Here is a 25,205-nt window from a genome sequence, read left to right on the forward strand (position 1 = left end):
ATTGCGCCAGCTCACAAGCACTTCCATCGGTGAGGTGCACCACCCGGATGCCGCCGGAGCGCAATTCGCTCACGTAGTACGTCGTGTCGTCGGGCGTGGCCAGGCCGATGGCCTCCTGAAACCCGCGCGCCAGGATCGTGTGGGATCCGACCCCGGGCTGGACCCGGCCGCGATTGAGCGTGTTGCCGTCCGGTTCAGCGCCCCGGTCCGTCCAGACGAGGTGCCCGGAACCGTCCAGGTCGAGGTCGATGGGCTCGGGCAGGTCCTGCCACAGCAGTTCGATGTCATCCCGATCGGTCGCCGTCTGCCCACCGGGAATGTCGGTGCCGCACCGGAAGATTCGGCCCTGGCCGGCGTCGGATGCGCCCTTCTGCGTCCAGTAGACCAGGTGGTTCGCCGGGTCGACGGCGATGCCCACGCAGTGGTTGCGTGCGTCCTGTGCATCGGTGCCCGCCACCACCAGCGTCTCCAGCTCGGAACCGTCCAGCCGGCAGCGCAGTACCTGCATGCCCTCGCGGTCGCACCAGTAGAGCAGGCCAGCGCCGAAATCAGCGGTCAACTGTTTGCCCGTGGTGAACGCACCCCGCGGCACGATGGTCCGCCGGTCCGAACCGTCCAGGTTCACCCTCTCGAGCGAACCGTTACGGCTGAAGAACGTCGAGAAGGCACCGCGCCCGGAGCCGGGGTCGGGCGTACCCATGTTGGTCCAGTAGATGTGACCCCGGGCCTGGTCGACGACGATTCCGTCGGGCGTCTCATCGACATCGGAAACCAGCGTCCGCACCCGGGAACCGTCGAGCGACACCGCCTGGATCTCTCGCTTGGCGATGTGCAGCACCAGTAGTTCCGTCATGACGCTCCAGACGGTACTGAAATGTTTGGCGGGCGGCTAGCGTTGGACCCACCCGTGAAATCATTGGAGGCTGACTGTGCACATTGATCTGACCGGTAAGACCGCACTGGTCACCGGGTCTACTCAAGGCATCGGACTGGCCATCGCGGAGGGGCTGGGCGGCAGCGGTGCGCGGGTCGCGGTGAACGGGCGCAGCGAGGATCGGGTGCAGGCCGCGGTTGCCGAGTTGACGGGTAAGGGACTCACCGACGTCGTCGGCGTGGCCGCGGATGTCACGACCGCTGACGGCGTAGCTCAACTGACACAACAACTTCCGGATGTCGACATCCTGGTGAACAACCTCGGCATCTTCGGGTCGGCGCCGGCCCGGGAGATCACCGACGAGCAGTGGCGCACCTACTTCGAGGTGAACGTACTGTCGGCGGTCCGGCTGATCCGGACCTACCTACCCGGCATGACGGAACGCGGCTGGGGTCGCATGATCCAGATCGCCAGCGACTCGGCGATCGTCATCCCGGAGGAGATGATCCACTACGGGACGTCGAAGACTGCGCTGCTGGCCGTGACTCGCGGCTTTGCCAAGGACGCGGCCGGCACGGGCGTGACGGTGAACTCGGTGATCGCGGGCCCGACGCACACCGGGGGCGTCGAGGACTTCGTCTATCAGTTGGTCGACAAGAACCTGCCGTGGGAGGAGGCGCAGCGCGAGTTCATGATCAAGTACCGCCCACAATCATTGCTGCGCAGGCTGATTGAGCCCGAGGAGATTGCCAACATGGTCGTCTACCTCAGCTCAGAGCAGTCCTCGGCGACCACTGGTGCCGCCGTCCGCGCTGACGGTGGCTACGTCGACTCGATCCTGCCCTGACTTGCGCAAGCGCATCGTCATAGCCGGGCTGGGGGACAGCGGCATCCTCGCCGCCGTCCGCCTGGCCCGACACGCCGACGTCGTCGGAATCTCGGTCAAGGACGGGCTGGTCAGCGGGCAGGAACTCGGCATGCGGGTCTCGCGGCCGCAGGACTGGGCGCGGGACTACTTCATCGGCTTCCGACGCTTCCGGGGCCTCGATCCGGTCCGAATCGTGCACGGGGCCTTGACCGGTGCCGATCTGGAGGCGCGCACCGTCACCGTCGTGGGGGCCGACGGCACCGAGGCCACCGAGCCGTTCGATGTGCTGCTGATCGCCACCGGGACCACCAACGGTTTCTGGCGCCGGCCGACGTTGCAGACGGCCGACGACGTCGCCGCGGACCTGCGGGCCACCCACGAGCGCCTGGCCGGTGCCCGGCACGTTGCTGTGGTGGGTGGTGGCGCCACGGCGGTGAGCAGTGCCGGCAACTTGGCGAGTACCTGGCCGGACAAGGTGATCGACCTGTATTTCCCTGGCGCACAGATACTTCCGGGCTACCACACCGGAACCCAGGTGCGTGTCGCGCAGCGGCTGGCGGAACTGGGGGTACGGCTGCACCTCGGCCACCGTGCGATCCTGCCCGCGGACCGCGATGAAATAACCAGCGGCCCAGTCGAATTCAGTACCGGCCAGCCCGATGCGGACGTCGACGCGGTGCTGTGGGCCGTCGGCAAGGCCCGGCCGAACACCGCGTGGTTGCCGGCTGAGATCCTCGACGACGACGGCTTCGTCCGCGTCACCCCGGAACTCACGGTGCCCGGGCATCCCGGAGTCTTCGCCGTCGGTGACGTCGCGGGCACCGACCCGCTGCGGACGTCGGCGCGCAACGGTGGTGGTGCGCTGGTGGCCCGAAACATCTTGGCATTCTTGAGGTCTCGGAAGCTGCGCCGCTACCGTCCGCCTTCGGTGCGATGGGGTTCGGTGCTCGGTCCGCAGCCCGACGGGCTGGAGGTTTTCACTCCGTGGGGGCAGGCCTTCCGGTTCCCGGCGTGGACGGTCGACCGGGTACTGCAACGCTTCCTCGTGCGCCGTCAGCTGTACCGCGGGGTGCGCGACTAGGCCACAGTGCGCCGTCAGTCCAGGGTCAACGTACGGGTCGCGTCCCGGCTCGTTGAGCCTGAAGCCATGGTGCACTCCACTCGCACAAATGCGCCGTCAGTTCAGGGTCAACGCAAGTCACCAGGTATCGACAAACCCCCGGCGCGGCGGCAGACCTGCGGGCGCGGCCGTCGCCAGTGTCGCGGCGATCAGGGACCGGGTCTCGGCGGGGTCGATGACGTCGTCGATCTCGAACATGGACGCCGAGTTGAGCGCTGCGGCGTTGGCCTGCGCGGCCGCGGTGGCGTCCCGAACCGCCTGCTCGCGGGCGTCGTCGTCCGCGATGGCTTCGAGTTCCTTGCGCAGCCCGAGCCGCACCGCGCCCTCGAGCCCCATCGGCCCGAGATGCGCGCCCGGCCACGCGACCGTCAGCAATGGCTCGTGCAGGCTGCCGCCGCACATCGCCTGTGCGCCAAGGCCGTAACCGCGTCGGAGGATTACCGCGATCAGCGGGACCCGCAGCGCCGCACCGGCGACCAACAGCCGAGACCCGCGCCGGACCAGCGCTTCGGCCTCTGCGGCGGGACCCACCATGAAGCCCGGGCAGTCGACGAGCGACACCACGGGAATCCCGAAGGCGTCGCAGAGTTGCAGGAAGCGGGCCGCCTTGTCGGACGCCGCGGCGGTGATGGCACCCGCCATGACCATGGTGTTGTTGGCCAGAATCCCGACCGGCCGACCTTCGATGCGGGCGAAAGCCGTCACCAGCTCGGGTGCGAACTTCTGCCGCAGAAAGGTGACGGAGTCTTCGTCGGCGAGCATCTCGATGATCGGCGCGACCTGGTAGGCGCGCCGGGCGCGTTCGGGAACCATTGTGCGCAAGGCGGTTTGGTCGGGCGCGGTGCCGGAGGCGGTGGGCCCGCGGAAGTAGCCGAGCAGTTGCCGGGCTGTCGAGACTGCCGCCGCCTCGTCGGGCACCACCACGTCGACGACACCATTGGGTGCCTGCACCGAGACCGGACCGACGGCATCCGGCGCGATGTCGCCGAGTCCACCGCCGGCGATCATCGCCGGGCCGCCCATGCCGATCGACGTGTCCTCGGTGGCGACGATCAGATCCGAGCAGCCTGCGATCACCGCATTGCCGGCGAAACAGCGGCCCTTGACCACGGCGATGCGCGGCACCACACCGGACAATCCGGCCCACAGGGCGAACGCCCGGACATCGAGTGACGACACCGTCGGATGGTCGGTGTCGCCGGGGCGTCCACCGCCGCCCTCGGCGAAGAACACGGTGGGCAACTTCATCCGCTCGATCAGCTCGAACAGCCGGTCCTTCTTGAGATGCCCGAGCGCGCCCTGCGTGCCGGCCAGCACGGTGTAGTCGTAGGACAGCACCGCACAGGGCCGGCCGTCGACGTGGGCGGTACCGGCCACCAGGCCGTCGGCCGGGGTCCGGGTGATCAGGTCGTCGAGCTCCCGGCGGGCCCGCTGGGCGGCGATGGCGAAGCGTCCGTACTCGACGAAACTGCCGGCATCGACCAGGTCCAGGATGTTCTCGCGGGCAGTGCGGCCGCCGGCGTCATGCCGGCGCTGCACGGCGTCCGGCCGGGCGGCGTCCTCGGTCAGCTTGCGGCGCCGTAGGAGCTCGGTGTGGTCGTCGCGGAACGGTACTTCGGGCATGGGGCCGGGCATGGGGACAGCCTGCCAGGCGCCGCGGGTAGGGGTGGGGCATGATCGAGCCATGCAATCCACAGCAACCACCACCGTTGCCCGCCCGATCGACGTTGTCTGGGCGACCCTGATCGACCACGAAGGCATGTCCAACTGGGGTCCGGGCGTCACCGTGACCATCGATCAGCCCGGCACCCCGGCGCCGAACGGCCTCGGCGCCGTCCGCCGGATCTCGGCGCCCGGACCGGCACCGGCCATCGTTGAAGAGGTCGTCACCTTCGACGCCCCCAACGTCTTCGGCTACAAGGCCCGCTCCGGCGTGCCGTTCCCCGGCTACTCGGGTGAGGTGCGCCTGACCCCCGAGGGCACCGGCACCCGTATCGACTACACGCTGAACTCGACCGCGTCGTTCCCGCCGGTGAAGCTGGCGCTGACGGCCATCAACCAGGTCCTGCTGCGGCTGCTCGCAAAGGCCGCCTCTAAGGCGTAGTCGGGATCTCCCGGGCGATCGTGTCGAGCAGCGCCGGGTACCGGTTGGCCTCGGGATGACCGCCGGGCTTGCCGCTGCTGACCACGGCGGCGGCAAGGTTCCGGGCCGGGTCGGCCCAGACCGCGATGTTGGTCAGCCCGGTGTGCCCGAAGGCGTCCGGAGCGCCCTTGCCGAACGGGCCGAAGCGCTTGGAGCCCAACATGTATCCGGTACCCCAGCGCATCGGCATCAGCCCGACGGCGATGTCGGGGCGTAGCCGTCGGCACGGCGCGGTAGCGGCACGCAGGGTCTCCGGGCGCAGCGCCCGCACCCCGTCGAGTTCCCCGCCGCGGCAAAGCATCTCGGCGAAGCGCGACAGTTCGACAGCGTTGGACACCGTACTGGACGACGGCACCACGCTGGTCAGGAAGTCCGGGGTGTTGCTGAACGGGATGATCTGGCTCGGGGTTCCGCCGACGGCCTTCTTGAACGCCGCCGCCATGGGCGCGGGCAGCGGCTTGCCGGTGACGTGGCTCGGTGCGACCAACGGAACGTCTTCTGGCGCAACGCCGTAATTGGTCCAGCGGAAGCCCAGGGGTTCGAGAATCTCGGTGGCCAGGATGTCCCGGATGCCCCGACCCGTTGCGGCCGAGACGATTTCGCGAATCAGCGGCCCCCAGGTGAGGCCGTGGTACATGTGCACCAGGCCTGGCCGGTAGATCGGCCGGAGATTGCCCAGCATCTCGCGGGCGTACTCACTGTCGTTCATCCGCTTGAGGTCCGGCCGTGGCCCGGTGGCCAGCGGAACCCCGGCGCTGTGGGTGACGACGTGCCGCACCGTGGTGCGGTCCTTGCCGTGACTGGTGTACGTCGGCAGGTAGTCGCAGACACGGGCGTCCAGGTCGAGTTCGCCGCGCTCGACGAGCATGTGCACGACCGTCGTGCTGATGGCCTTGGCGGCCGAATACACGCAGAACGGGGTGTCCACGCCGACGGGAATCTGCTCGGCGCCCACCGGGTCGTCGGGCCCGTTGCCCCAGCCGTGGCCGATCGCGCGGTTGAGCATCACCCGGCCGTTCTGGCGCAGGCAGACCTGGATGGCCGGGTGCATCCCGGCCGCGTACCAGTGCCGTGCCGCCTGCCAAATGCGTTCCACCGCTTGGGGATCGACGCCGCTGTGGTCTTCCGTGCCGATCGCGGTCACCGAGTCCAGGTCCGCCGGGACCCGAATGCGGCCCGTCTGGGGTTCCGTCATGCGTCCTTCCGATGCAGGACTGCGGCCAGGTGGTGGCGCAGCGGAATGCCCACGGCGGCCATCCGGACGTTGTAGCTCAACGTATCTCCGTCGAGCCGGAACCAACGCCTCAGGGCATCAACCTCTTTCGCGGAATCGGTGCGTCCGATATCGGTGGTGGCCAGATCCAGGACGAACTCTCCGTCCGTGCTGATGGTGCCCTGCAGCACCTCGGTGATGCCGGTCGGATGAGCCAGCACCCACTCGATGCGCCCGGGCGCCGGTGCCCGCAGGTAGCCGGTCTCGGCGTGCAGGGGCCGGCCGTCATCTGCGGCGCGCGTCTTCTGGCTGTACGCCAGGAACGGCTTGCCGACGTGGCCGAAGGTGACTTCTTCGAGGTAGTCGAACGAGGCGATGGTCGGGTACTCGCCGGAGCCGGTGCCGGCCCAGGTGCCCAGCAGTGGGGCGAGGACCGCGACGTCGGGGTGCAGATCGGGCATGTCGGCTACTTCGTTCCGACGGTGAGCAGGTCGGACACGACGAGCGTCCACGCCGGCCGCTTCACCCGGTGCTGCTCGGAGACGGTGAACCCGGCGTCCTCGAACAGCTTCTTCATCTCCGCGGGCGACGGATTGTGGGCCGGGTTGAGGATGTGCGACGACAGCGCGTGCAGTGGCAGCACCTGGCGTGGGCTGATGGTGGTGACGGCCGCGATGCCGCCCGGCTTGAGCACCCGGTGGAACTCACGCAGCGCGGCGGGCTGATCGAACCAGTGGAACGCCGACGTCGTCACGATCGCGTCGAGTGCGCCGTCGTTGAACGGCAGCTCCTCGGCCGGCGCGGTGACCCAGTTGACCCTCGAGGACCGGGCCTTGGCCTGGGCCAGCATGCCTTCGGACATGTCCACCCCGGTCACGACGGCGCCCAGCTCACGTTCGATCCGGTCGGCGAAAATACCGGTGCCGCAGCCGATGTCGGCGATGGTCAGGGCGCCGTGCGAGTGCAGTTGGGCCAGGACCTCGTCCTGTGCGGGCTGGTAGACGACACGCTGCAGCACCTGGGTGTCGTAGGCGGGGGCTGCGAAGCCCCAGAATCGGGTGACGGTGTCATTGAATCCCCGGCGTTGAACCATGCGGCCAGGCTAACCCCCAATGCCGCGGAGCTGTGTGGGTGCACGCAGCCAGGCAACATCCGGCACTCCGGCGAGACCTTGGCTTCACGCCGGGTTAGCTTGCTGGACTGTCGCTTTCGCCATCGCCATCCTCACCTTCGGTGGGGTAGAGCGTGGGGTGCCAGTAGGTGTTGGTGCGGGGTTGGCCGGTGTCGAGTAGTGGTGGTGGGGTCCAGTGGGGGCGGCCGTTTTTCATGGTGCTGGTCCAGCCGGTGGTGTCTTCGAGGCGGTTGTCGCAGCCGCAGGCCAGGGCCATGGTGGTGATGTCGGTCTGTCCGCCGCGGGTCCATCCGGGGATGTGGTGGGCCTGGCAGCCCGCGGCCGGGACAGTGCAGTCGGGGCGGGTGCAGCCCAAGTCGCGGGTGAACAGGGCCAGGCGCTGGCCGGTGGTGGCGGTGCGCCGCGCCCGCCCCAGATACAACGGCACATCACCATGGTTGTCGAACACCGCCAGGTAGCAGGACGCGCCCGTACGGGCAGCCAGATTCAGCAGATCCTTGACCGGGAGCTGGGTGCCGGTGTGCGTCACGGCGACCCCGGCGCGGTCCTCGAGCTGCTCGAGGGTGCAGGTCGCCACGATGGTGACCGGGAAACCGTTGTGCTCACCCAGATCGGTGGACAGCAGCAGCAGGCCGATGGTTTCCCAGGCATCATGCTGACGCTGCGCCAGGGTGCGGTGATCATTGTCGATCTGCTCTTGGGTCGGTGTCCCGCAGGTGCAGGGCTGCGGGTCGGCGGGGTTGCACATGCCCGGCGCGGCGTATTTGGCCATCAACGCTTCGAAGGTGGCCCGCGCGGCCGGGGTCAGCACACCACGCAACGCCGACGTGCCATCAGCAGCCTGCTTGGACACCACCAATGCCCGGTCCCGGTACGGTTCAGGGTCCCGGTCATCGGGTTCGGGACCATCCTGATCCAACTCATACAGCTTGCGCCGGACCACCGACCGCAGCGATTCAGGCGTGAGATTGCGGGCCGCGGCCACCAACGCGGATTCAGCCTCATCGACTCTGGACAGGTCGACCCAGGTGGGCAGTTTCGCGAAAAACGACTCGATGACATCAACATGATCACCATTGATCGCGCCCGCGGCGACCGCGGCCGCGACATGCGGCCGCAGCGGCGGCAACACCTCCCCGGTCAACGACCACCGCGGCCCCAACAACTCGGCGTGCCGGACCCGGCGCCGGGCCTCCTCGCTGCTGAGCCGGTCCCGGGTGCGCAGCGCGTCGGCCCAGTTTTTCGCCCCGATCTCCTTGGCCGTGGTCTGGGCTTGGGTGGCGGCCAGGATCGCATGGTCCACCGCTTCAGCGGCGCAGCGCAGCTGTTCGCGGTGGGACTGCAACGCCAACAATTCCGGGACCGACAACCGGCTGTAGTCCAGCGACGCCAACCGAGCGGAGGAGGCTTCGTACTCGGCGTACGCCTCCTCGACGGTGAGCGTGCTGGCGATGTCCATATTCGAATACTAGTTCGAAGCACCGACAAATTTTCACGACCGATACGTCGCGATTGGGTCCCGCTGATTGCCTACCGTGATAAGGGCAAAACAAAGTGACCAAAGCCTTCTGGAGGCAACGGACGAGCAATGTCGGGTATTGCGAGACCAATGATTTTCGATCGCAACGGCCGCGCGGGTGCCGCATCGGCGGCTCAATCGGATAGCCCGGCCCTACTGGCGGATACGCTGCCGAGCTGTGAGTCCCACAGCCAGCTGGATTGCCCAGCTCCTCGACTTCGCGCGCGACGGTGACACCTTCACCGCACCCCAGCCGACGGACGGACCGGGACGGTCGCTGTTCGGCGGTCTGATCGCCGCGCAGGCGCTCGGCGCGGCCGGCCGCACCGTCGAACCGGACAAGCTGCCGCAGTCGCTGCATCTGTACTTCGTCCGCGGTGGCCAGTACGGCATCGACGTGGAGTTTCACGTGGAACGAACCCGGGACGGCCGGTCCTTCGACACGCGGCGCGTCACCGCGAAGCAGAACGGCAAGACGATCCTGGAGATGATCGCGTCGTTCCACCTTCCGGAACCGGGTGCCGACTGGCAACGGCCCGAAGTCCGGGGCCTCGAATTCGACGCCTCGGTAGCCAAGGCGACGAGCCTCACCGCTGCCGACTTCTTCGACATCAGGGTGCGGCCCGAAGACGTCGGCGCGTTCGCCGTGCCCCCGTTCTGGATCCGCACCAAGGACGAGATCGAGGACGACAACCTGATTCGCGCCTGCACGCTCACCTTCATGTCCGACTTCGGGCCGGTGCCCGTCGCGCGGCCCGACGGCACGGATCTGCGCCAGGGCTTCGCCGCCAGCCTGGACCATGCGGTGTGGTTCCACCGGCCTTTCGTGCCGCGGGACTGGCACCGCTACGAGGTGACCCGGCTGAACAACACCGACTCCCGCGGGCTGGTCACGGGAGCCCTGTATGACACTGGTGGGGTGCTGATCGCCAGCACCAGCCAGGAAGCCCTGTGGCGGCTGTAGTCCGGAGAAGATGATGACCGTCCCGACGCCGACCTGCTATCGGCATCCCAGCCGCCCCACGTACGTGAGCTGCAGCCGCTGCGGCCGTCCGATCTGCCCGGACTGCATGACCGCAGCTGCCGTCGGCCAGCAGTGCCCGGAATGCGTCAATGAAGGCAAGCGGTCGGTGCGTCAGGCCCGGACGCATTTCGGTGGCCGCATCACCCAGGGCGCGCTGGTCACCTACACGTTGATCGCGATCAACGTGGTGATGTTCGTGCTGCAGCAGACGGTGCCAAATCTGCAGGGCGAGCTGGCTTTGGTACCGGCCTGCCTAACTGAGGAATCATCGACGATCGGTTGCGTTGCGGGGGGCCAGTACTACCGCCTGGCGAGCTCGGCGTTCCTGCACTACGGCCTGGCCCACATCGTGTTCAACATGTGGGCGCTGTGGGCCGTCGGTCCGCAGTTGGAGCAGTGGCTGGGCCGCTTGCGCTTCGGGGTGCTGTACGGCCTCAGCGGCCTGGGCGGGTCGGTGCTGGTGTACCTGCTGTCGCCGCTGAATTCCGCGACGGCGGGTGCGTCGGGCGCGATCTTCGGTCTGTTCGGCGCGACGTTCGTGTTGTTCCGCCGGCTGCAGCTTGACGTCCGCGGCATCGTCGGCCTGATCGTCATCAACCTGGTGATCACCTTCGTGCTGCCCGCCGTCAGCTCGCAGTCGATCAGCTGGCAGGGGCACGTCGGCGGGTTGGTCACTGGCACCGTCGTGGCGGCCGTCTTCGCGTATGTGCCTGCGCGTCAACGACTCGTGGCGTTGATTTCCGTGACCGCCGTGCTGTTGACGCTGTTTGCCGGGCTGACGATGTGGCGGACCGAGACACTGCTGGAGCTGTTCAGCTGATTTGGTGCCGTCTCGTTGTGATCCACCTTGACTTCGGCGTGATCGACGCTGCCGCTAAAGCTCTCCGCGCAGTGTTTGACATGCGACTATACTGAATGCATAGAGGGGTGGTGACAGCGATGGAACGCCGAAAAATACTGCACAAGCGGGTGCGAGTCACCGATTCGGCTCTGCGTAAGGCGGGCGCCCAACGTCGATTGGCCGCCGAGCGCGAGGTGCGGCTCATCATTGAGGCTGCAATTGCAGGCCGATCACAGACCGCGATAGCCAAACTTGTCGGGGTCTCACAACCCCACATCAGTCGGACGATCGCCGCCGTGAAACGTCAGAACGACGGACATCTGCGCGTCGAACCGAAGTCCGCGCTAGACATCATTGATGAGCGCGACGCTGGCGAAATTGATACCCGGATGATGATGCGCAAGCTAGGTAACGCCGATTACACCGACGGGCACGTCCCGGACGTGGACGGCGTTGCCACCGACGCATACGTGCGCGGCAGCTGGGACGATATTGAGTATGCGTTTCAGCAGGATCGGCTGACGTTCGAGCAGTATTCGGAGTTGTTTCGCGCTCATCGTGCCTCCCGCAAAACGGCAGTGGCATACGAGTAGTGAGTGAAGACGAGCTCTGCGCAGCCGTAGCCGCTGAACTTTCAGATCTCACTGCGCCTGGCGCGGTGGCGGCGTCCGACAGCTCCCGGGCCACCCACCTGGTCTACCAAGACGACCCGCGGCGCGCGCTGGTTCGCAAGCGAATCGTCAACGATTACCTGAATCGCACGGGGACGCCGAGCCGGGACGGTGTTGCGGTGATCACCGCCGGGGTTCCGGGCGCGGGTAAGTCTGAAGCAGTCAACGCGGTGTTGGGTACCTCAATGTCGCAGTATCGGCGTCTGGATGCTGACGTGGTGAAGGACGATTTGCTTGAGGACGCAGTCGCTTGCGCCCTGTTCAACGACATCCTGTCGACGACTCTTGCTGATGGTCACCGGATTGCTCCACGTGAACTTGCTCCGCTCGTTCACCATGAGTCGACGCGGATTTGTGATGTGTTGCGCCGCAACTGTATTGACCGGGGTGAGCAGATAGTCATCGAAGGCACATTGAGCTGGCCGCCGTTGGGTACCCACCTTCTGGCTGAGCTTGGCGCTGCAGGATATTCCGAGATCCACGTCATCGCTGTCGAAGTGCCCGAAAGTGTTGCGCAGCAACGGGCTATCGGTCGTTGGTGGTCTGCTCGCCGCGGTGGTGCGGGTGGTCTGGGCGGTCGGTTCACGCCGCCGGGCGCGATTTCGCGCGCGTATCACGCCGACGGGAGGAGTGTTTGCTTGGTGAATGCTGTTGCCCTTGTAGAGGCCGCCGCTGATGACGGTTTCACAGTGACCTTGGATGTCGTGGACGCGACAGGAACAGTTGTCAGCACTTCGCACCGTTGATGTAAACAGACACGCGTTTGGCGTTTATCTCGTGGCTGGGCAGGAGCCGGGTTCAGCTGATCGCGGGATAGGGCAGCAGCGCCATCTCGCGGGCGTTCTTGATCGCGGTCGCGACCTGACGCTGCTGCTGGACCGTCAGACCCGTCACGCGCCGGGACCGGATCTTGCCGCGCTCGGAGATGAACAGCCGCAGGTTCGCGGTGTCCTTGTAGTCGAGGTGGTCCACCCCGAGCTTGGTCAGCATGTTCTTGACCGGCCGCTTCGCCTCGGCGGCGGGGCGTCGGGTGGGTTTGCGCCTGGTCGCCATCACCAGCTCGCTTTCCGGATGCCGGGCAGTTGTCCGTCGTGGGCGAGTTCGCGCACCCGGACCCTCGAGAGGCCGAACTTGCGGAGATGGCCGCGCGGACGGCCGTCGACCGCGTCGCGGTTGCGCACACGCACCGCGCTGGCGTCGCGGGGCTGGCGGGCCAGCTCGCGCATGGCGGCCACCTGGTCGTCGGCAGTGGTCAAGGGGGACTTGATGATCGCCTTGAGTTCGGCGCGGCGCTCGGCGTAGCGGGCGACAGTCAGCCGGCGCTGCTCGTTTTTCGCGATCTTGGATTTCTTGGCCATGCTCAGCGCTCCTCTCGGAAGTCGACGTGCTTGCGGATGATCGGGTCGTACTTGCGCAGCACGATGCGGTCGGGATCGTTGCGGCGGTTCTTGCGGGTGACGTACGTGTAGCCGGTGCCCGCCGTGGACTTGAGCTTCACCACGGGGCGAATATCGGTGCGGGACATCTAGATTCGCACCCCGTCCCGGCGCAGCCGCGCCACGACGGCTTCGATGCCGTCCCGGTCGATGACCTTGATGCCCTTGGCGCTGACCTGCAGCCGGATGCGCCGGCCTTCGGAAGGCAGGTAGTAGGTCTTGCTCTGGATGTTGGGGTTCCACCGGCGCGCGGTGCGGCGGTTGGAGTGCGAAACCGTGTTGCCGAAGCCGGGTTGGCGCCCGGTGACCTGGCAGTGCGCTGACATGAGCATCCTTAATGAAAATCATTTTCGACAAGTGCCGTCCGCCACTGTAGCGTGACGGCAACAGAATTGAAAATGATTGTCGATAAGGGGTGGCGATGAGGACGCCGGTGATCGTCGTGGCTGGTCAGGGCCCGACCGGATACGTGACCGAGGAACTAGTGAAGGTGCCGGGCACCGTGCTCGTGGAGCATCAGTTCGACGGCCACGTCGTTCGCCGTCGCACCATCACCGCGCCGCACGGCGTCGTCAACGAGACCGAAGCGGCGCTGGAACTGGCCCACGGCTGCGTGTCCTGCACGGTCCGCAACGATCTGCTGATCTACCTGCGCCTGCTGCACCGGCGTGACGACGTCCAGCGGATCGTCGTGCACCTCGAGCCGTGGATGGAGCCTGAACCGATCTGCTGGGCCATCAACCACGTTCGGGTTCACGTCGGTCCCGGCTACATCGATGGGCCGGCCGCGCGCGACGTCGTCATCGCCGGGGTGGTGACATGCATCGAGGCCGCCGACTGGCTCACCGACGCACTGGGCGACGACGAACTGCCCGACGGTCGGACCGTCGCTCAGGTGGCGGTGGGGCAGGCCGAGTTCGCCGACGTCCTCGTGGTGACCCACGCCGAGCCCGTGCTGCTCGCGGTGTGTCGCCGGCTGGCGCCGCGGGCGCAGCTCGTCACCGAGCCCGCCATGGTCGAGGGCGCGTTGCGCACCTTGTGGCCCGACGCCCGGCTGGGCCGCGCCGACGAGCCGCACGGACCGCTGCTGGCCGGGCAGCCCAGTCTCAAACCCGAAGGGCCCGTGCAGATTGTCGAATTCAACGCGCGCCGGCCGTTTCACCCCGAACGCCTGCACGACGCCATCGACCACCTGCTCGACGGCGTGATCCGGACCCGCGGCCGGATTTGGCTGGCCAACCGGCCCGACCATGTCATGTGGCTGGAGTCGGCCGGCGGCGGGCTGCGCGTCAGCAATGCCGGCCGGTGGATCGCCGCGATGACCGTCAGTGACACGGCCTACCTGGACCGCGAGCGGCGTGCGATGGCAGACCTGATGTGGGACAACGAATTCGGAGACCGGCACACCGCGATGACGATCCTGGTGTGCGGCGCCCGGCCCGACGACGTGACGGCCGCACTGGACGGCGCCCTGCTCACCGACGACGAGTTCGCCGCGCGCGGCACCTGGGGTGGCTACCCGGATCCGTTCGGGGACTCGCATCAGGAACCGTGCACCGCCGGCGACGTGACCGTCGTCGGTGACGGCACCGATCACGGCGCGGCGTGAGTCGTTCCGGACTCGATAGCCAAACGCCTTGATAACGAGGCGATCACGCCGGGTGTTGATCGCAAGAGGCGCCTGCGCCCGGGGTTACTTTTCACCCCGTGTTGGCGACTCTGGTTGGTAGGAACTACGGCGCGAAACTGCGTCGACTCGCGGTGGCGGCGGTGGCTGCCCTGACGGTCCCCGGAATGGTGATGCCCGCTGCGCTGCCTCAGGCGCAGGCTGCCGCGAAAGCGGTTGAGGTGCTGAACATTCCGTCGCCCGCGATGGGGCGCGACATCAAGGTCCAGTTCCAGGGCGGGGGACCGCACGCGGTCTACCTGCTCGACGGTCTGCGCGCCCAGGACGACGCCAGCGGCTGGGACATCAACACCGCCGCGTTCGAGTGGTACTACCAGTCGGGCGTGTCCATGGTGATGCCCGTCGGCGGACAGTCCAGCTTCTACAGCGACTGGTACCAGCCCGCGACCAACAACAACGGCGTCATCACCTACAAGTGGGAGACGTTCCTGACCCAGGAGCTGCCGGCCTGGCTGGCCGCGAATCGGGGCGTGCAGCCGACCGGCAACGCCGTGGTCGGTCTGTCGATGTCGGGCGGTTCGGCGCTGACGCTGGCCATCTGGCACCCGTCGCAGTTCATCTTCGCGGGCTCGCTGTCGGGCTTCCTGAACCCGTCGCAGGGCCTGTGGCCCACCCTGATCGGCTTCGCCATGAAGGACGCCGGCGGCTACAACCCGACCCAGATGTGGGGCATCGCCAGCGACCCGGCGTGGCGACGCAACGACCCGACCGTCAACGTCCGACAGCTGGTGGCCAACAACACCGCCGTCTGGGTGTACTGCGGCAACGGCATGCCATCCGACCTCGACACCCCGGGTGACATGGGCATCCTCTACAGCGCCCAGTTCCTGGAGAACCTGACCATCAGCTCCAACCGGGACTTCCAGAAGCTGTACCAGCAGGCCGGTGGCCGCAACGCGGTCTTCAACTTCCCGAAGGACGGCACCCATAGCTGGGGCTACTGGGGCCAACAGCTCCAGGCCATGAAGCCTGACCTGCTGCGCGTGCTCGGCGTGGGCGCTCCGGTGCCGCCGCCCGCTCCGGCCCCGGCTCCTGCGCCCGCCATCGCTCCGGTCGCGGTGCCGGCTCCGGCCCCCGTCGCGGCCGCGGTTCCCGCTGCTGTTCCGGCAGCCGTCCCCGCTGCGGTTCCCGCCGCCGTGCCGGCTGCGGCCCCGGCGCCTGCTGCACCGGCGCCGGCTGCCACCGGTGGATTGGTACTCGCGCCAACGGGCTAGATCGGCAAGACTTCAAGCCGTGCAGACGACGATCATCCACGGCCCGGGCGACATTCGACTCGAGGAGCGCCCCGATCCGCAGATTCAATCACCGGGCGACGCAGTGGTCCGGGTGGTGCGGACCTGCGTGTGCGGCTCGGACTTGTGGTCGTACCGCGGGGTGCGTCCGACGCCGGTGCCGCACCCGATCGGGCATGAGTTCATCGGGATCGTGGAAGCCGTTGGCGCCGAGGTCAACACCGTGCGCGTCGGGGATTTCGTCATCTCGCCGTTCACCGACAGCGACGGCACCTGCGTGCACTGCCGCAACGGGATCACGACCTCGTGCGTCAACTTCGGCGTCTGGGGCGGCACCGCCAAGACCGGCGAGGCGCTCGACGGGGCGCAAGGGCAATACGTCCGGGTGCCCTTCGCCGACGGCACCCTGGTCACCGTGCCGGACTCGCCCGACGCCGAGCTGTACCCGCACCTGCTGACCCTTGCCGACGTCATGGCCACCGGCCATCACGCCGCCCGCTCGGGCAATGTGCAGCCGGGTGCCAGCGTGGTGGTCGTGGGCGACGGCGCCGTCGGGCTGTGCGCGGTGCTGGCATCGAAACGCCTTGGAGCCGAGCGGATCATCGCGATGTCGCGACACGAAGACCGGCAGAACCTGGCCCGCGACTTCGGCGCGACCGACATCGTCGCCGAACGCGGCGAGGACGGGATCGCCGCGATCGAGGAACTGCTCGGCGGTATCGGCGCTGACTCGGTGCTGGAGTGCGTCGGCACGAAGGATTCGATGCGCCAGGCACTCGGGGCGGTCCGCCCGGGCGGTTCTCTGGGGTTCGTCGGCGTGCCGGCCGGCGCGCCCGAGTTGCCGATGCAGCAACTGTTCAGCACCAACATCCACGTCGCGGGCGGGATCGCGCCTGTCCGGCCATATCTTGATGACCTGCTGCCTGACGTGCTGTCCGGCGCCATCGCGCCCGGCCGGGTTTTCGACCTGGCCCTGCCTCTGGCTCAGGTCGCCGACGCGTACACCGCGATGGATCAGCGCACGGCCATCAAGGTGCTGCTCGAGCCCTGATCACATCCACTGGGCGGCTCGCGAGTGGGACAGACAGTCTCGCTCGACTACCCTTTGGGCGTGATGTTTCCGGTGGGCTCTGAGGCGCGGTATGCCGCCCAGCTGATCGGACGTTTCCGTTGATCCAACACGGACTGGTGGTGCTCTTCGCACTGTGCGCCGCGGTGTGTGCCGCCGTCGGCATCGTGGTGCGCCAGCGCGCGACCATCGATGTGCCGCCGGAGCACGGCGTCAGCGTCGTCATGCTGTCGACGCTGCTGAGCCGGCGACTGTGGTGGGCGGGTACGGGCGCGGCTGTCGCCGGCTATGTCTTCCAGGCGCTGGCCCTGGCGCACGGCTCTCTTCTGGTGGTGCAACCCCTGCTGGTTTCGGCACTGCTGTTCGCCCTGCCGTTGAGCGCGCGTCAGGCGCATCGCAGGGTGACGCGCGGCGAGTGGCTGTGGGCTGGACTCCTGACCATCGGGCTCGCCGGATTCGTGGTGCTGGCCCGCCCCGAACGTGACGAACATCTGGCCTCACCGGTCGTTATCGCGCTGGTGGCCGCGGTGTGCGCGGCGGTGATCATCGGGTGCGTACTGCTGGCGCTGCGGTGCAGCGGCTGGTTGCGCGCGGTGCTGCTGGCAGTCGGCGTCGGCGTGCTGTTCGGTGTCGTCGCAGTGGTCACCAAGATCTTCATGGCGATTCTCCAACATCGCGGTTGGCTGGGCCTGCTGACGACGCCGGCGCCGTACCTGCTGATCATTCTGGGCGCCGTGGCGACGGTGCTGCAGCAGTCCGCGTTCCATGCCGGCGCCCTGCAGACGTCGGTGCCGACCATGCTCGTGCTGGAGCCGGTGGTCGCCGTCGTGCTCGGTGCTCTGGTGCTGGGCGAAGGCTTCGACACCACCGGGGCCGAGGCTGTGGCACTCGTGGTGTCCATCGGTGCCATGGCGGCGGCGACCATCGCGCTGGGCCGCGACGAGGGCGCGTACGAAACGCAGGCGGGCACCAAGGTGGCCCCGCCGATCGCTCCGCAGCAGGTGCAACCCACCTCAGAACGCTGAGCCACTCGGTGTGGTTTGGAGCACAGCCAACTCGGGCATATCGTTAGTTTTGCTAACGTTGTATCTGGCGACGCTGGTGAACTATTGATGAGGTTGTTATGTCGAACGAAGAATCCGTACTTACCCAAGAGCTGACGCAGCGCATCGCTGACCTGTGCGCCACGGATCCCCAACTTGCCGCCGCACGCCCCCTCGCCGGGGTCGGCGCCGCCCTCGAAGAGCCCGGCATCCGGCTGCCCGCCATGATCCACGCGGTCATGGCGGCGTATGCCGACCGGCCCGCTCTCGGGCAGCGCGCCGTCGAGTACGTCACCGGTGCCGACGGCCGCACCGTGTCCAGGCTCCTGCCGCACTACGACACCGTCACGTTCGGTGAGGCCTGGCAGCAGATCCAGGCCGTGGACAACGCCCTGCTCTCAGGTCCTGACGCTGTCGTCCCCGGCGATCGCATCGCGATGCTCGGCTTCACGAGCGCCGAATACACCATCGTCGACACCGCGCTCGCCCGCGCCGGCATCGTCGCCGTCCCGCTGCAGACCAGCGCGCCGGCCGAGCAGCTGCGCCCGATCCTCGACGAGACCGAGCCTGTTGCGTTGTTCGCCGACGTGAAGTTCCTGGACGACGCTATTGAATTGGTGTCGGGGCTGGTTTCGTCGCCCGCTGCCGCGCTGACGCGTGTCGTGGTGTTCGACCACCACGATCAGGTCGACGATGAGCGTGAGGCCGTGGCCCGGGCCGCGGCGCGCCTGGCCGAGCGCGGAGTTGTCGTCGAGACCCTTGCCGACCTGGTGACGCGCGGCGCCGCGCTCCCGGCCGTCGAGCCCGTCGTCTCCGCGGACCCGGACCCGCTGCTGGTGCTCATCTACACCTCGGGCAGCACCGGCACTCCCAAGGGCGCCATGTATCCCGAGCGGTTGGTCGCCAACGCGTGGCGGACCGGGTTGACGCACCAGCAGCCTGACCTGCCGTCGATCGTCCTGAGCTTCCTGCCGATGAGCCACATGATGGGCCGCGGCACCGTCTATCGCACGCTCGCCCATGGCGGCACGGTGTACTTCGCGGCCAAGAGCGACCTGTCCACCCTGTTGGAGGACATCGCGCTGGTGCGGCCGACGCAGATGACGTTCGTGCCGCGCGTCTGGGAGATGATCCACCAGGAGGTGCAGAGCGAGGTCGATCGCCGGGCCCTGGACGGCGTCTCGGAGGAGCAGGTGCTCGACGAACGGCGCGTCAGCCTGATCGGTGGGCGGCAGCTGGTCGCGATGACGGGGTCGGCCCCGATCTCGCCGGAGCTCAAGGCCTGGGTGCAGAACTTCCTCGGGCTGGAGCTGCTGGAGGCCTACGGCTCGACCGAGGCCGGCGGCGTCATGATCAGCGGCCACGTGAGCCGTCCGCCGGTCCTGGACTACAAGCTGGTCGACGTACCCGAGCTCGGCTACCTGTCGACCGACCGGCCCCACCCCCGTGGTGAATTGCTTTTGAAGTCAACGGATTTGATCCCGGGCTACTACAAGCGGCCCGACGTCACCGCCGACGTCTTCGACGCCGACGGTTTCTACCGCACCGGCGACATCGTCGCCGAGCTCGGCCCCGATCACTTGCAGTACCTGGACCGCCGCAACAACGTGCTGAAGCTGGCGCAGGGCGAGTTCGTCACCGTCTCGAAGCTGGAAGCCGCCTTCGGCACCAGTCCGCTGATCCGTCAGATCTACGTGTACGGCAACAGTTCTCGCTCGTATCTGCTGGCGGTGATCGTGCCGTCTTTGGAAGCTCTGAGTGGCGCTGCCGATGCGGAAGCCCTGCGTCCCGAACTGGCCGACGCGTTGCAGGCCGTGGCCCGCGAGTCCGGGCTGCAGTCGTACGAGATTCCCCGCGACTTCATCATCGAGACCGAACCGTTCTCACTGGAGAACGGGCTGCTGACCGGTGTGCGCAAGCTGGCCTGGCCGAAGCTGAAGGCTCGCTACGGCGCCGAGTTGGAGCAGCTGTACGCCGAACTGGCTGAGGGGCAGGCCTTGGAGCTTCGGGCGTTGCGGTCACTGCGGCCCGACGCTCCTGTGCTCGAGACCGTGTTGCGCGCAGTCGTCGCCACGCTCGGGGCGGCCGGTTCCGACGTTGCGGGCGACGCCCACTTCACCGACCTTGGTGGAGATTCGTTGTCGGCGTTGACCTTCGGCAATCTGTTGGAGGAGATCTTCGAGGTCGAGGTGCCGGTCGGCGTGATCGTCAGCCCGGCCACCGACCTGGCCGGGGTGGCGGCCTACATCGAAGGAGAGCGCGCCGGAAGCAAGCGGCCGACGTTCTCCACGGTGCACGGCCGCGGCGCCACCGAAGCGCGGGCCGCGGACCTGACGCTGGACAAGTTCATCGACGCCGAGACGTTGGCGGCGGCGCCGTCGCTGCCCGGCCCGGTGTCCGAGGTGCGCACTGTATTGCTCACGGGCGCAACCGGTTTCCTCGGGCGCTATCTGGCTCTGGAGTGGCTGGAGCGCATGGACCTGGTCGACGGCAAGGTCATCTGCCTGGTCCGTGGTAAGTCCGACGCCGATGCCCGGGCCCGGCTCGACGCGACGTTCGATTCCGGCGACCCGAAGCTGCTGGCGCACTACCGGTCGTTGGCGGGCCGCCTCGAGGTCATCGCCGGCGACAAGGGTGAGGCCAATCTAGGCCTGTCGCAGGAGGTTTGGCAGCGCCTGGCCGACACTGTCGACTTCATCGTGGACCCGGCCGCGCTGGTGAACCACGTGCTGCCGTACAGCGAACTGTTCGGACCCAACGCGCTCGGCACCGCCGAGCTGATCCGGATCGCGTTGACCACGCGGATCAAGCCGTTCGCGTATGTCTCGACCATCGCGGTCGGTGGCGGCGTCGCGCCCGGTGAGTTCGTCGAGGACGCCGACGTGCGCGTGATGAGCGCGGTGCGGTCCGTCGACGACAGTTACGCCAATGGCTACGGCAACAGCAAGTGGGCCGGTGAAGTCCTGCTGCGCGAGGCCAATGATCTTTGCGGACTGCCGGTTTCGGTGTTCCGTTGCGACATGATCCTGGCCGACACCACGTACGCCGGGCAGCTCAACCTGCCCGACATGTTCACCCGCATGATGTTCTCGCTGGTGGCCACCGGCATCGCCCCGTCCTCGTTCTACGAGCTGGACGCTGACGGCAAGCGGCAGCGCGCCCACTACGACGGCCTGCCCGTCGAGTTCGTCTCCGAGTCCATTTCGACGCTGGCAGTACGCGTCGCGGCCGGCGAATCGGACTCGACGTTCGAGACCTATCACGTGATGAACCCGTACGACGACGGCATCGGTATGGACGAGTTCGTCGACTGGCTGATAGACGCCGGGTATTCCGTTGCGCGCGTTGGTGATTACGCCGAGTGGCTGGCCCGCTTCGAGACCGCGCTGCGTGCCCTGCCGGACCGGCAGCGTCAGGCGTCGCTGCTGCCCCTGCTGCACAACTACCAACAGCCGAGCTACCCGGTGCCGGGGTCCATTGCTCCGGTGGACCGGTTCCGCGCTGCGGTGCAGGACGCGAAAATCGGTGCGGACAAGGATATTCCGCACATCGGTGCGCCGGTGATCGTCAAGTACATCACCGATCTGCAGCTGCTCGGCCTGCTCTGAGCTGACCCTGGGATTTGTGCACGATTTTCCGCGGTAGGCGCGGAAAATCGTGCACGAATCACAGGGAACTGGCAGGAAATCGCCGGAACAACGGCGGCCGCGCCAGCGTCATTCAATTAGTGGGAATGCAACGGGGCGTACCCATTCGAGTTTTTTCGATTTTTCGTGAGGTTTCTTCATGTCGATTTCCCATGCCGACAGCGCTCTCGCCCGCCGGATCGTCGAACTTTCCGCCACTGATCCGCAGTTCGCCGCGGCCGTGCCGCTGCAGTCGGTCGCCGAGTCGGTCGAAAAGCCTGGCATGCGACTGCCCGAGATCGTGAAGACCGTCCTCGAGGGCTACGCCGACCGGACCGCCCTCGGGCAGCGCGCCGTCGAGTTCGTCACCGAGCACGGCCGCACCGTGGCGCGGCTGCTGCCGAAGTACGACACCATCACCTACCGCGAGCTGTGGGACCGCATCCGCGCCGTCGCCGCCGCGCTGCACGCCGACGGCGTCAAGGCCGGCGACCGTGTCGCCATCCTCGGCTTCACCAGCACCGACTACACCGTCATCGACACCGCGCTCGGCCAGATCGGCGCCGTCTCGGTGCCGCTGCAGACCAGCTCCGCGGCGTCGTCGTTGCTGCCGATCGTGGCCGAAACCGAACCGGTGCTGATCGCCGTGAGCGCAGGCTATGTAGCCGACGCTGTGGAACTCGCCGTGGGTGGCCCGGCTCCGGCCCGCTTCGTGGTGTTCGACCACCACGCCGAGGTCGACGACGAGCGTGAGGCCATCGACAAGGCGCGCGACGCGCTGTCCGGCCTGAACGTCACGGTCGAGACTTTCGGCGATCTACTGAGCCGCGGCCGCACCCTGCCGCCGGCGCCGACACCGGTCTTCGACGAAGCCGACCCCCTGGCCCTGCTGATCTACACCTCCGGGTCGACCGGGGCGCCCAAGGGCGCGATGTACCCCGAGAGCAACATGACGAGCTTCTGGCGGCGGGCCAGCACGGCGTGGTTCGGACCCAGCGAGGCGTCGATCAACCTGGCGTTCATGCCGATGAGCCACGTCATGGGCCGCGGCATCCTGTACTCCACCCTGGCCAACGGCGGCATCGTCTACTTCGCTGCCAAGAGCGACTTGTCCACTCTCCTTGAGGATTTCGCGCTGGCGCGACCCACCGAGCTGAACCTGGTACCCCGCGTCTGGGAGATGCTGTACCTGGAATTCCAGAGCCGCGTCGACAAGCTCGTGCCGGCCGGTGCCGGTGAGGCCGAGCGCGATGACATCGAGCAGCAGGTGATGGCCGACATGCGGCAGAACCTGATCGGTGGCCGCTACATCAAGGCGATGACCGGCTCGGCGCCCATCACCGACGAGCTCAAGGCGTGGGTCGAGAAGTTCCTCGGCATCCATGTGCTCGAGGGCTACGGCTCCACGGAGGCCGGCATGGTCTTCTTCGACGGCGTCATCCAGCGCCCGCCGACCCTGGACTACAAGCTGGTCGACGTGCCCGACCTGGGTTACTACCTGACCGACCAGCCCTACCCGCGCGGCGAGCTGCTGGTCAAGACCCAGTACCTGTTCCCGGGTTACTACGAGCGGCCCGAGGTCACCGCGACCGTGTTCGACGAGGACGGCTTCTACCGCACCGGCGACGTCGTCGCCGAGATCGGCCCGGACCAGATCCAGTACGTCGACCGCCGCAACAACGTGCTGAAGCTGGCGCAGGGCGAGTTCGTCACCCTGGCCAAGCTGGAGGCGGCGTTCAGCAACAACAGCCCGCTGGTCCGGCAGATCTACGTCTACGGCAACAGCGCCCAGCCGTACCTGCTGGCTGTGGTGGTCCCGACCGAAGATGCCTTGGCGCGTTGGGATTCCGCCGAACTGAAGCAGCGGATCAGCGATTCGCTGCAGGAGGTCGCCAAGGCCGCCGAGCTGCAGTCCTACGAGATTCCCCGCGACTTCCTCATCGAGACCGAGCCGTTCTCGCTGGAGAACGGGCTGTTGACCGGCATCCGAAAGCTGGCCTGGCCCAAGCTCAAGGCGCATTACGGGCCGGCGCTGGAAGACCTGTACGTGAGTCTTGCTGCCGGACAAGCCGATGAACTCCGTGAGTTGCGACAGCACGGGGCCGAGGGCCCGGCCCTGCCGACCGTCATCCGCGCGGCGAGCGCGCTGCTCGGTGCGTCGGGCGAGGTGTCGGCCGACGCCCACTTCACCGATCTCGGCGGAGACTCGTTGTCCGCGTTGACCTTCGGCAACCTGCTCGAGGAGATCTTCGGCGTCGAGGTTCAGGTCGGCGTCATCGTGAGCCCCGCCAACGATCTGGCGGCGCTGGCCGCCTACATCGAGAACGAGCGCAGCGGCGGCGCCAAGCGCCCCAGCTTCAGCTCGGTGCACGGCAAGAACGCCGTCGAGGTGCGTGCGGCGGACCTGACGCTGGACAAGTTCATCGATGCGACGACGCTGGCGGCGGCGCCGTCGCTGCCCGGCCCTGCGTCCGAGGTTCGGACCGTATTGCTCACGGGCGCAACCGGATTCCTCGGCCGCTACCTGGCGCTGGAGTGGCTGGAACGCATGGACCTGGTCGACGGCAAGGTGATCGCCCTGGTGCGCGCCAAGTCCGACGACGAGGCCCGGGCCCGTCTCGATGCGACGTTCGACAGTGGCGACCCGAAGCTGCTGGCGCACTACCAGGCCCTGGCCGCTGACCACCTCGAAGTCATCGCCGGTGACAAGGGCGACGAGAATCTCGGCCTGCCGCAGGAGGTTTGGCAGCGGTTGGCCGACGAGGTCGACGTCATCGTCGACCCGGCGGCGCTGGTGAACCACGTGCTGCCCTACAGCGAGCTGTTCGGACCCAACGCGCTGGGCACTGCCGAGCTGATCCGGATCGCGCTGACCACCCGGCAGAAGCCGTACATCTATGTGTCGACGATCGGCGTCGGTGACCAGCTGGCGCCGGGCACGTTCACCGAAGAGGCGGACGTGCGCGTGATGAGCCCGGTGCGTGCCGTCCACGACGGTTACGCCAACGGCTACGGCAACAGCAAGTGGGCCGGTGAGGTGCTGCTGCGTGAGGCGAATGACCTTTGCGGACTGCCGGTTTCGGTGTTCCGCTGCGACATGATCCTCGCGGACACGTCGTACGCGGGGCAGCTGAACCTGCCCGACATGTTCACCCGCATGATGTTCTCGCTGGTGGCGACCGGCATCGCGCCGTACTCGTTCTACGAGCGGGACGCCGAGGGCAAGCGGCAGGCTGCGCACTACGACGGGCTGCCCGTCGAGTTCATCGCCGAGGCCATCGACACGCTCGGCGTGCGGCCCGCGGGCGAGTTCGTCACCTACCACGTGATGAACCCGCACTCTGACGGGCTGGGCATGGACGAGTTCGTCGACTGGCTCATCAAGGCCGGGTATTCCATTGCCCGCGTTGATGATTACGCCGAATGGCTGACCCGCTTCGAGACCACCCTGAGGGCCCTGCCGGACCGCCAGCGCCAGGCGTCACTGCTGCCGCTGCTGCACAACTACCAGAAGCCGGAGCACCCGCACAACGGGTCCATCGCGCCGGTCGTGGTGTTCCGCGAGGCGGTGCAGGAGGCAAAGCTGGGCCCAGACAAGGACATTCCGCACATCACCGCGCCGGTGATCGTCAAGTACATCACCGACCTGCAGCTGCTCGGCTTGCTCTGACCCAGGGATTTGTGCACGATTTTCCGCGGCCGCCGCG

23 protein-coding genes are annotated in these 25,205 nt (G+C 67.4%); 14 read left to right on the forward strand and 9 right to left on the reverse strand.

Translation table 11 applies throughout. From position 1 onward, the window contains the following. Positions 1-139: 139 nt before the first annotated feature. The 3 genes from EB75_RS29155 to EB75_RS02180 all read left to right on the forward strand — a co-directional run bounded on the left by EB75_RS29155 (position 140) and on the right by EB75_RS02180 (position 2,823). Positions 140-844, forward strand: coding sequence for a hypothetical protein (locus tag EB75_RS29155; protein WP_073693838.1), 705 nt, complete (start codon positions 140-142; stop codon positions 842-844). 85 nt (positions 845-929) lie between these two features. Further along, entirely contained in the window at positions 930-1,721 is a 792-nt protein-coding gene (locus EB75_RS02175; protein ID WP_073693839.1) for an SDR family NAD(P)-dependent oxidoreductase, read from the forward strand. 1 nt (position 1,722) lies between these two features. After that, positions 1,723-2,823, forward strand: a complete 1,101-nt coding sequence (locus tag EB75_RS02180) for an NAD(P)/FAD-dependent oxidoreductase (protein WP_073693840.1) — start codon at positions 1,723-1,725, stop codon at positions 2,821-2,823. A 117-nt stretch (positions 2,824-2,940) separates the two neighbouring features. Here EB75_RS02180 and EB75_RS02185 read toward each other — a convergent pair whose 3' ends face one another. Further along, positions 2,941-4,485, reverse strand: a complete 1,545-nt coding sequence (locus EB75_RS02185) for an acyl-CoA carboxylase subunit beta (RefSeq protein ID WP_073693841.1) — start codon at positions 4,483-4,485, stop codon at positions 2,941-2,943. Positions 4,486-4,546: 61 nt separating this feature from the next. Here EB75_RS02185 and EB75_RS02190 point away from each other — a divergent pair, with 61 nt between their 5' ends. After that, complete coding sequence (locus EB75_RS02190; protein ID WP_073693842.1) at positions 4,547-4,966, forward strand: SRPBCC family protein; 420 nt, start codon at positions 4,547-4,549, stop codon at positions 4,964-4,966. Here the strand turns inward: EB75_RS02190 and lipE are convergent. The 4 genes from lipE to EB75_RS02210 all read right to left on the reverse strand — a co-directional run bounded on the left by lipE (position 4,956) and on the right by EB75_RS02210 (position 8,809). Next, entirely contained in the window at positions 4,956-6,200 is a 1,245-nt protein-coding gene (lipE, locus tag EB75_RS02195) for a lipase LipE (RefSeq protein ID WP_073693843.1), read from the reverse strand. The genes EB75_RS02190 and lipE overlap by 11 nt on opposite strands. After that, positions 6,197-6,679, reverse strand: coding sequence for a peroxynitrite isomerase (locus EB75_RS02200; protein WP_073693844.1), 483 nt, complete (start codon positions 6,677-6,679; stop codon positions 6,197-6,199). The genes lipE and EB75_RS02200 overlap by 4 nt, the downstream gene beginning before the upstream one ends. 5 nt (positions 6,680-6,684) lie before the next feature. Then, complete coding sequence (locus EB75_RS02205; protein ID WP_073693845.1) at positions 6,685-7,311, reverse strand: class I SAM-dependent methyltransferase; 627 nt, start codon at positions 7,309-7,311, stop codon at positions 6,685-6,687. 94 nt (positions 7,312-7,405) lie between these two features. After that, positions 7,406-8,809 (reverse strand): HNH endonuclease signature motif containing protein, encoded by a 1,404-nt coding sequence (locus EB75_RS02210; RefSeq protein WP_073693846.1) that lies wholly within the window; start codon positions 8,807-8,809, stop codon positions 7,406-7,408. A 238-nt stretch (positions 8,810-9,047) separates the two neighbouring features. On the opposite strand from EB75_RS02210, the gene EB75_RS02215 reads away from it, so the two are divergent. The 4 genes from EB75_RS02215 to EB75_RS02230 all read left to right on the forward strand — a co-directional run bounded on the left by EB75_RS02215 (position 9,048) and on the right by EB75_RS02230 (position 12,151). Beyond that, positions 9,048-9,833: an acyl-CoA thioesterase gene (locus EB75_RS02215; protein WP_073693847.1), complete on the forward strand. Its 786-nt coding sequence runs from the start codon at positions 9,048-9,050 to the stop codon at positions 9,831-9,833. A gap of 13 nt (positions 9,834-9,846) precedes the next feature. Next, complete coding sequence (locus EB75_RS02220) at positions 9,847-10,713, forward strand: rhomboid family intramembrane serine protease (RefSeq protein WP_073693971.1); 867 nt, start codon at positions 9,847-9,849, stop codon at positions 10,711-10,713. A gap of 110 nt (positions 10,714-10,823) precedes the next feature. Next, entirely contained in the window at positions 10,824-11,327 is a 504-nt protein-coding gene (locus EB75_RS02225) for a winged helix-turn-helix domain-containing protein (protein WP_217267675.1), read from the forward strand. After that, positions 11,327-12,151, forward strand: coding sequence for a zeta toxin family protein (locus tag EB75_RS02230; protein WP_073693848.1), 825 nt, complete (start codon positions 11,327-11,329; stop codon positions 12,149-12,151). The genes EB75_RS02225 and EB75_RS02230 overlap by 1 nt, the downstream gene beginning before the upstream one ends. A 52-nt stretch (positions 12,152-12,203) precedes the next feature. On the opposite strand, the gene rpsR is transcribed toward EB75_RS02230, so the two are convergent. Genes rpsR through rpmB form a run of 4 tightly spaced genes read right to left on the reverse strand, consistent with a single transcriptional unit; the run spans position 12,204 to position 13,167 of the window. Then, entirely contained in the window at positions 12,204-12,458 is a 255-nt protein-coding gene (gene rpsR / locus EB75_RS02235; protein WP_073693849.1) for a 30S ribosomal protein S18, read from the reverse strand. Continuing rightward, positions 12,458-12,763, reverse strand: coding sequence for a 30S ribosomal protein S14 (gene rpsN, locus EB75_RS02240; protein ID WP_073693850.1), 306 nt, complete (start codon positions 12,761-12,763; stop codon positions 12,458-12,460). The genes rpsR and rpsN overlap by 1 nt, the downstream gene beginning before the upstream one ends. A gap of 2 nt (positions 12,764-12,765) precedes the next feature. Further along, positions 12,766-12,930 carry a 50S ribosomal protein L33 gene (gene rpmG, locus EB75_RS02245; RefSeq protein WP_073693851.1) on the reverse strand — a complete coding sequence of 55 codons (165 nt, stop codon included), beginning with the start codon at positions 12,928-12,930 and terminating at the stop codon, positions 12,766-12,768. Next, on the reverse strand, positions 12,931-13,167 hold the full coding sequence (rpmB, locus tag EB75_RS02250) for a 50S ribosomal protein L28 (RefSeq protein ID WP_073693973.1): 237 nt from the start codon (positions 13,165-13,167) through the stop codon (positions 12,931-12,933). It lies immediately after the preceding gene. A 95-nt stretch (positions 13,168-13,262) separates the two neighbouring features. Here rpmB and mrf point away from each other — a divergent pair, with 95 nt between their 5' ends. From mrf to car (EB75_RS02280), 6 genes are all read left to right on the forward strand, one after another. Beyond that, on the forward strand, positions 13,263-14,450 hold the full coding sequence (mrf, locus tag EB75_RS02255) for a ribosome hibernation factor-recruiting GTPase MRF (protein WP_073693852.1): 1,188 nt from the start codon (positions 13,263-13,265) through the stop codon (positions 14,448-14,450). 185 nt (positions 14,451-14,635) lie between these two features. Further along, entirely contained in the window at positions 14,636-15,742 is a 1,107-nt protein-coding gene (locus EB75_RS02260; protein ID WP_286150057.1) for an esterase family protein, read from the forward strand. Between the two features lie 19 nt (positions 15,743-15,761). After that, positions 15,762-16,811 carry a zinc-dependent alcohol dehydrogenase family protein gene (locus tag EB75_RS02265; protein ID WP_073693854.1) on the forward strand — a complete coding sequence of 350 codons (1,050 nt, stop codon included), beginning with the start codon at positions 15,762-15,764 and terminating at the stop codon, positions 16,809-16,811. 119 nt (positions 16,812-16,930) lie between these two features. Beyond that, a complete protein-coding gene (locus tag EB75_RS02270; protein ID WP_286150050.1) occupies positions 16,931-17,854 on the forward strand; it encodes a DMT family transporter in 924 nt (307 codons plus the stop codon). Between the two features lie 98 nt (positions 17,855-17,952). Then, positions 17,953-21,480: a carboxylic acid reductase gene (gene car, locus EB75_RS02275; RefSeq protein WP_073693855.1), complete on the forward strand. Its 3,528-nt coding sequence runs from the start codon at positions 17,953-17,955 to the stop codon at positions 21,478-21,480. A gap of 178 nt (positions 21,481-21,658) precedes the next feature. Continuing rightward, positions 21,659-25,168 (forward strand): carboxylic acid reductase, encoded by a 3,510-nt coding sequence (gene car, locus EB75_RS02280; protein ID WP_073693856.1) that lies wholly within the window; start codon positions 21,659-21,661, stop codon positions 25,166-25,168. The last annotated feature ends 37 nt before the right edge of the window (positions 25,169-25,205 follow it).

The sequence above is a fragment of the Mycobacterium sp. ST-F2 genome, assembly GCF_001905655.1.
GTDB lineage: Bacteria > Actinomycetota > Actinomycetes > Mycobacteriales > Mycobacteriaceae > Mycobacterium.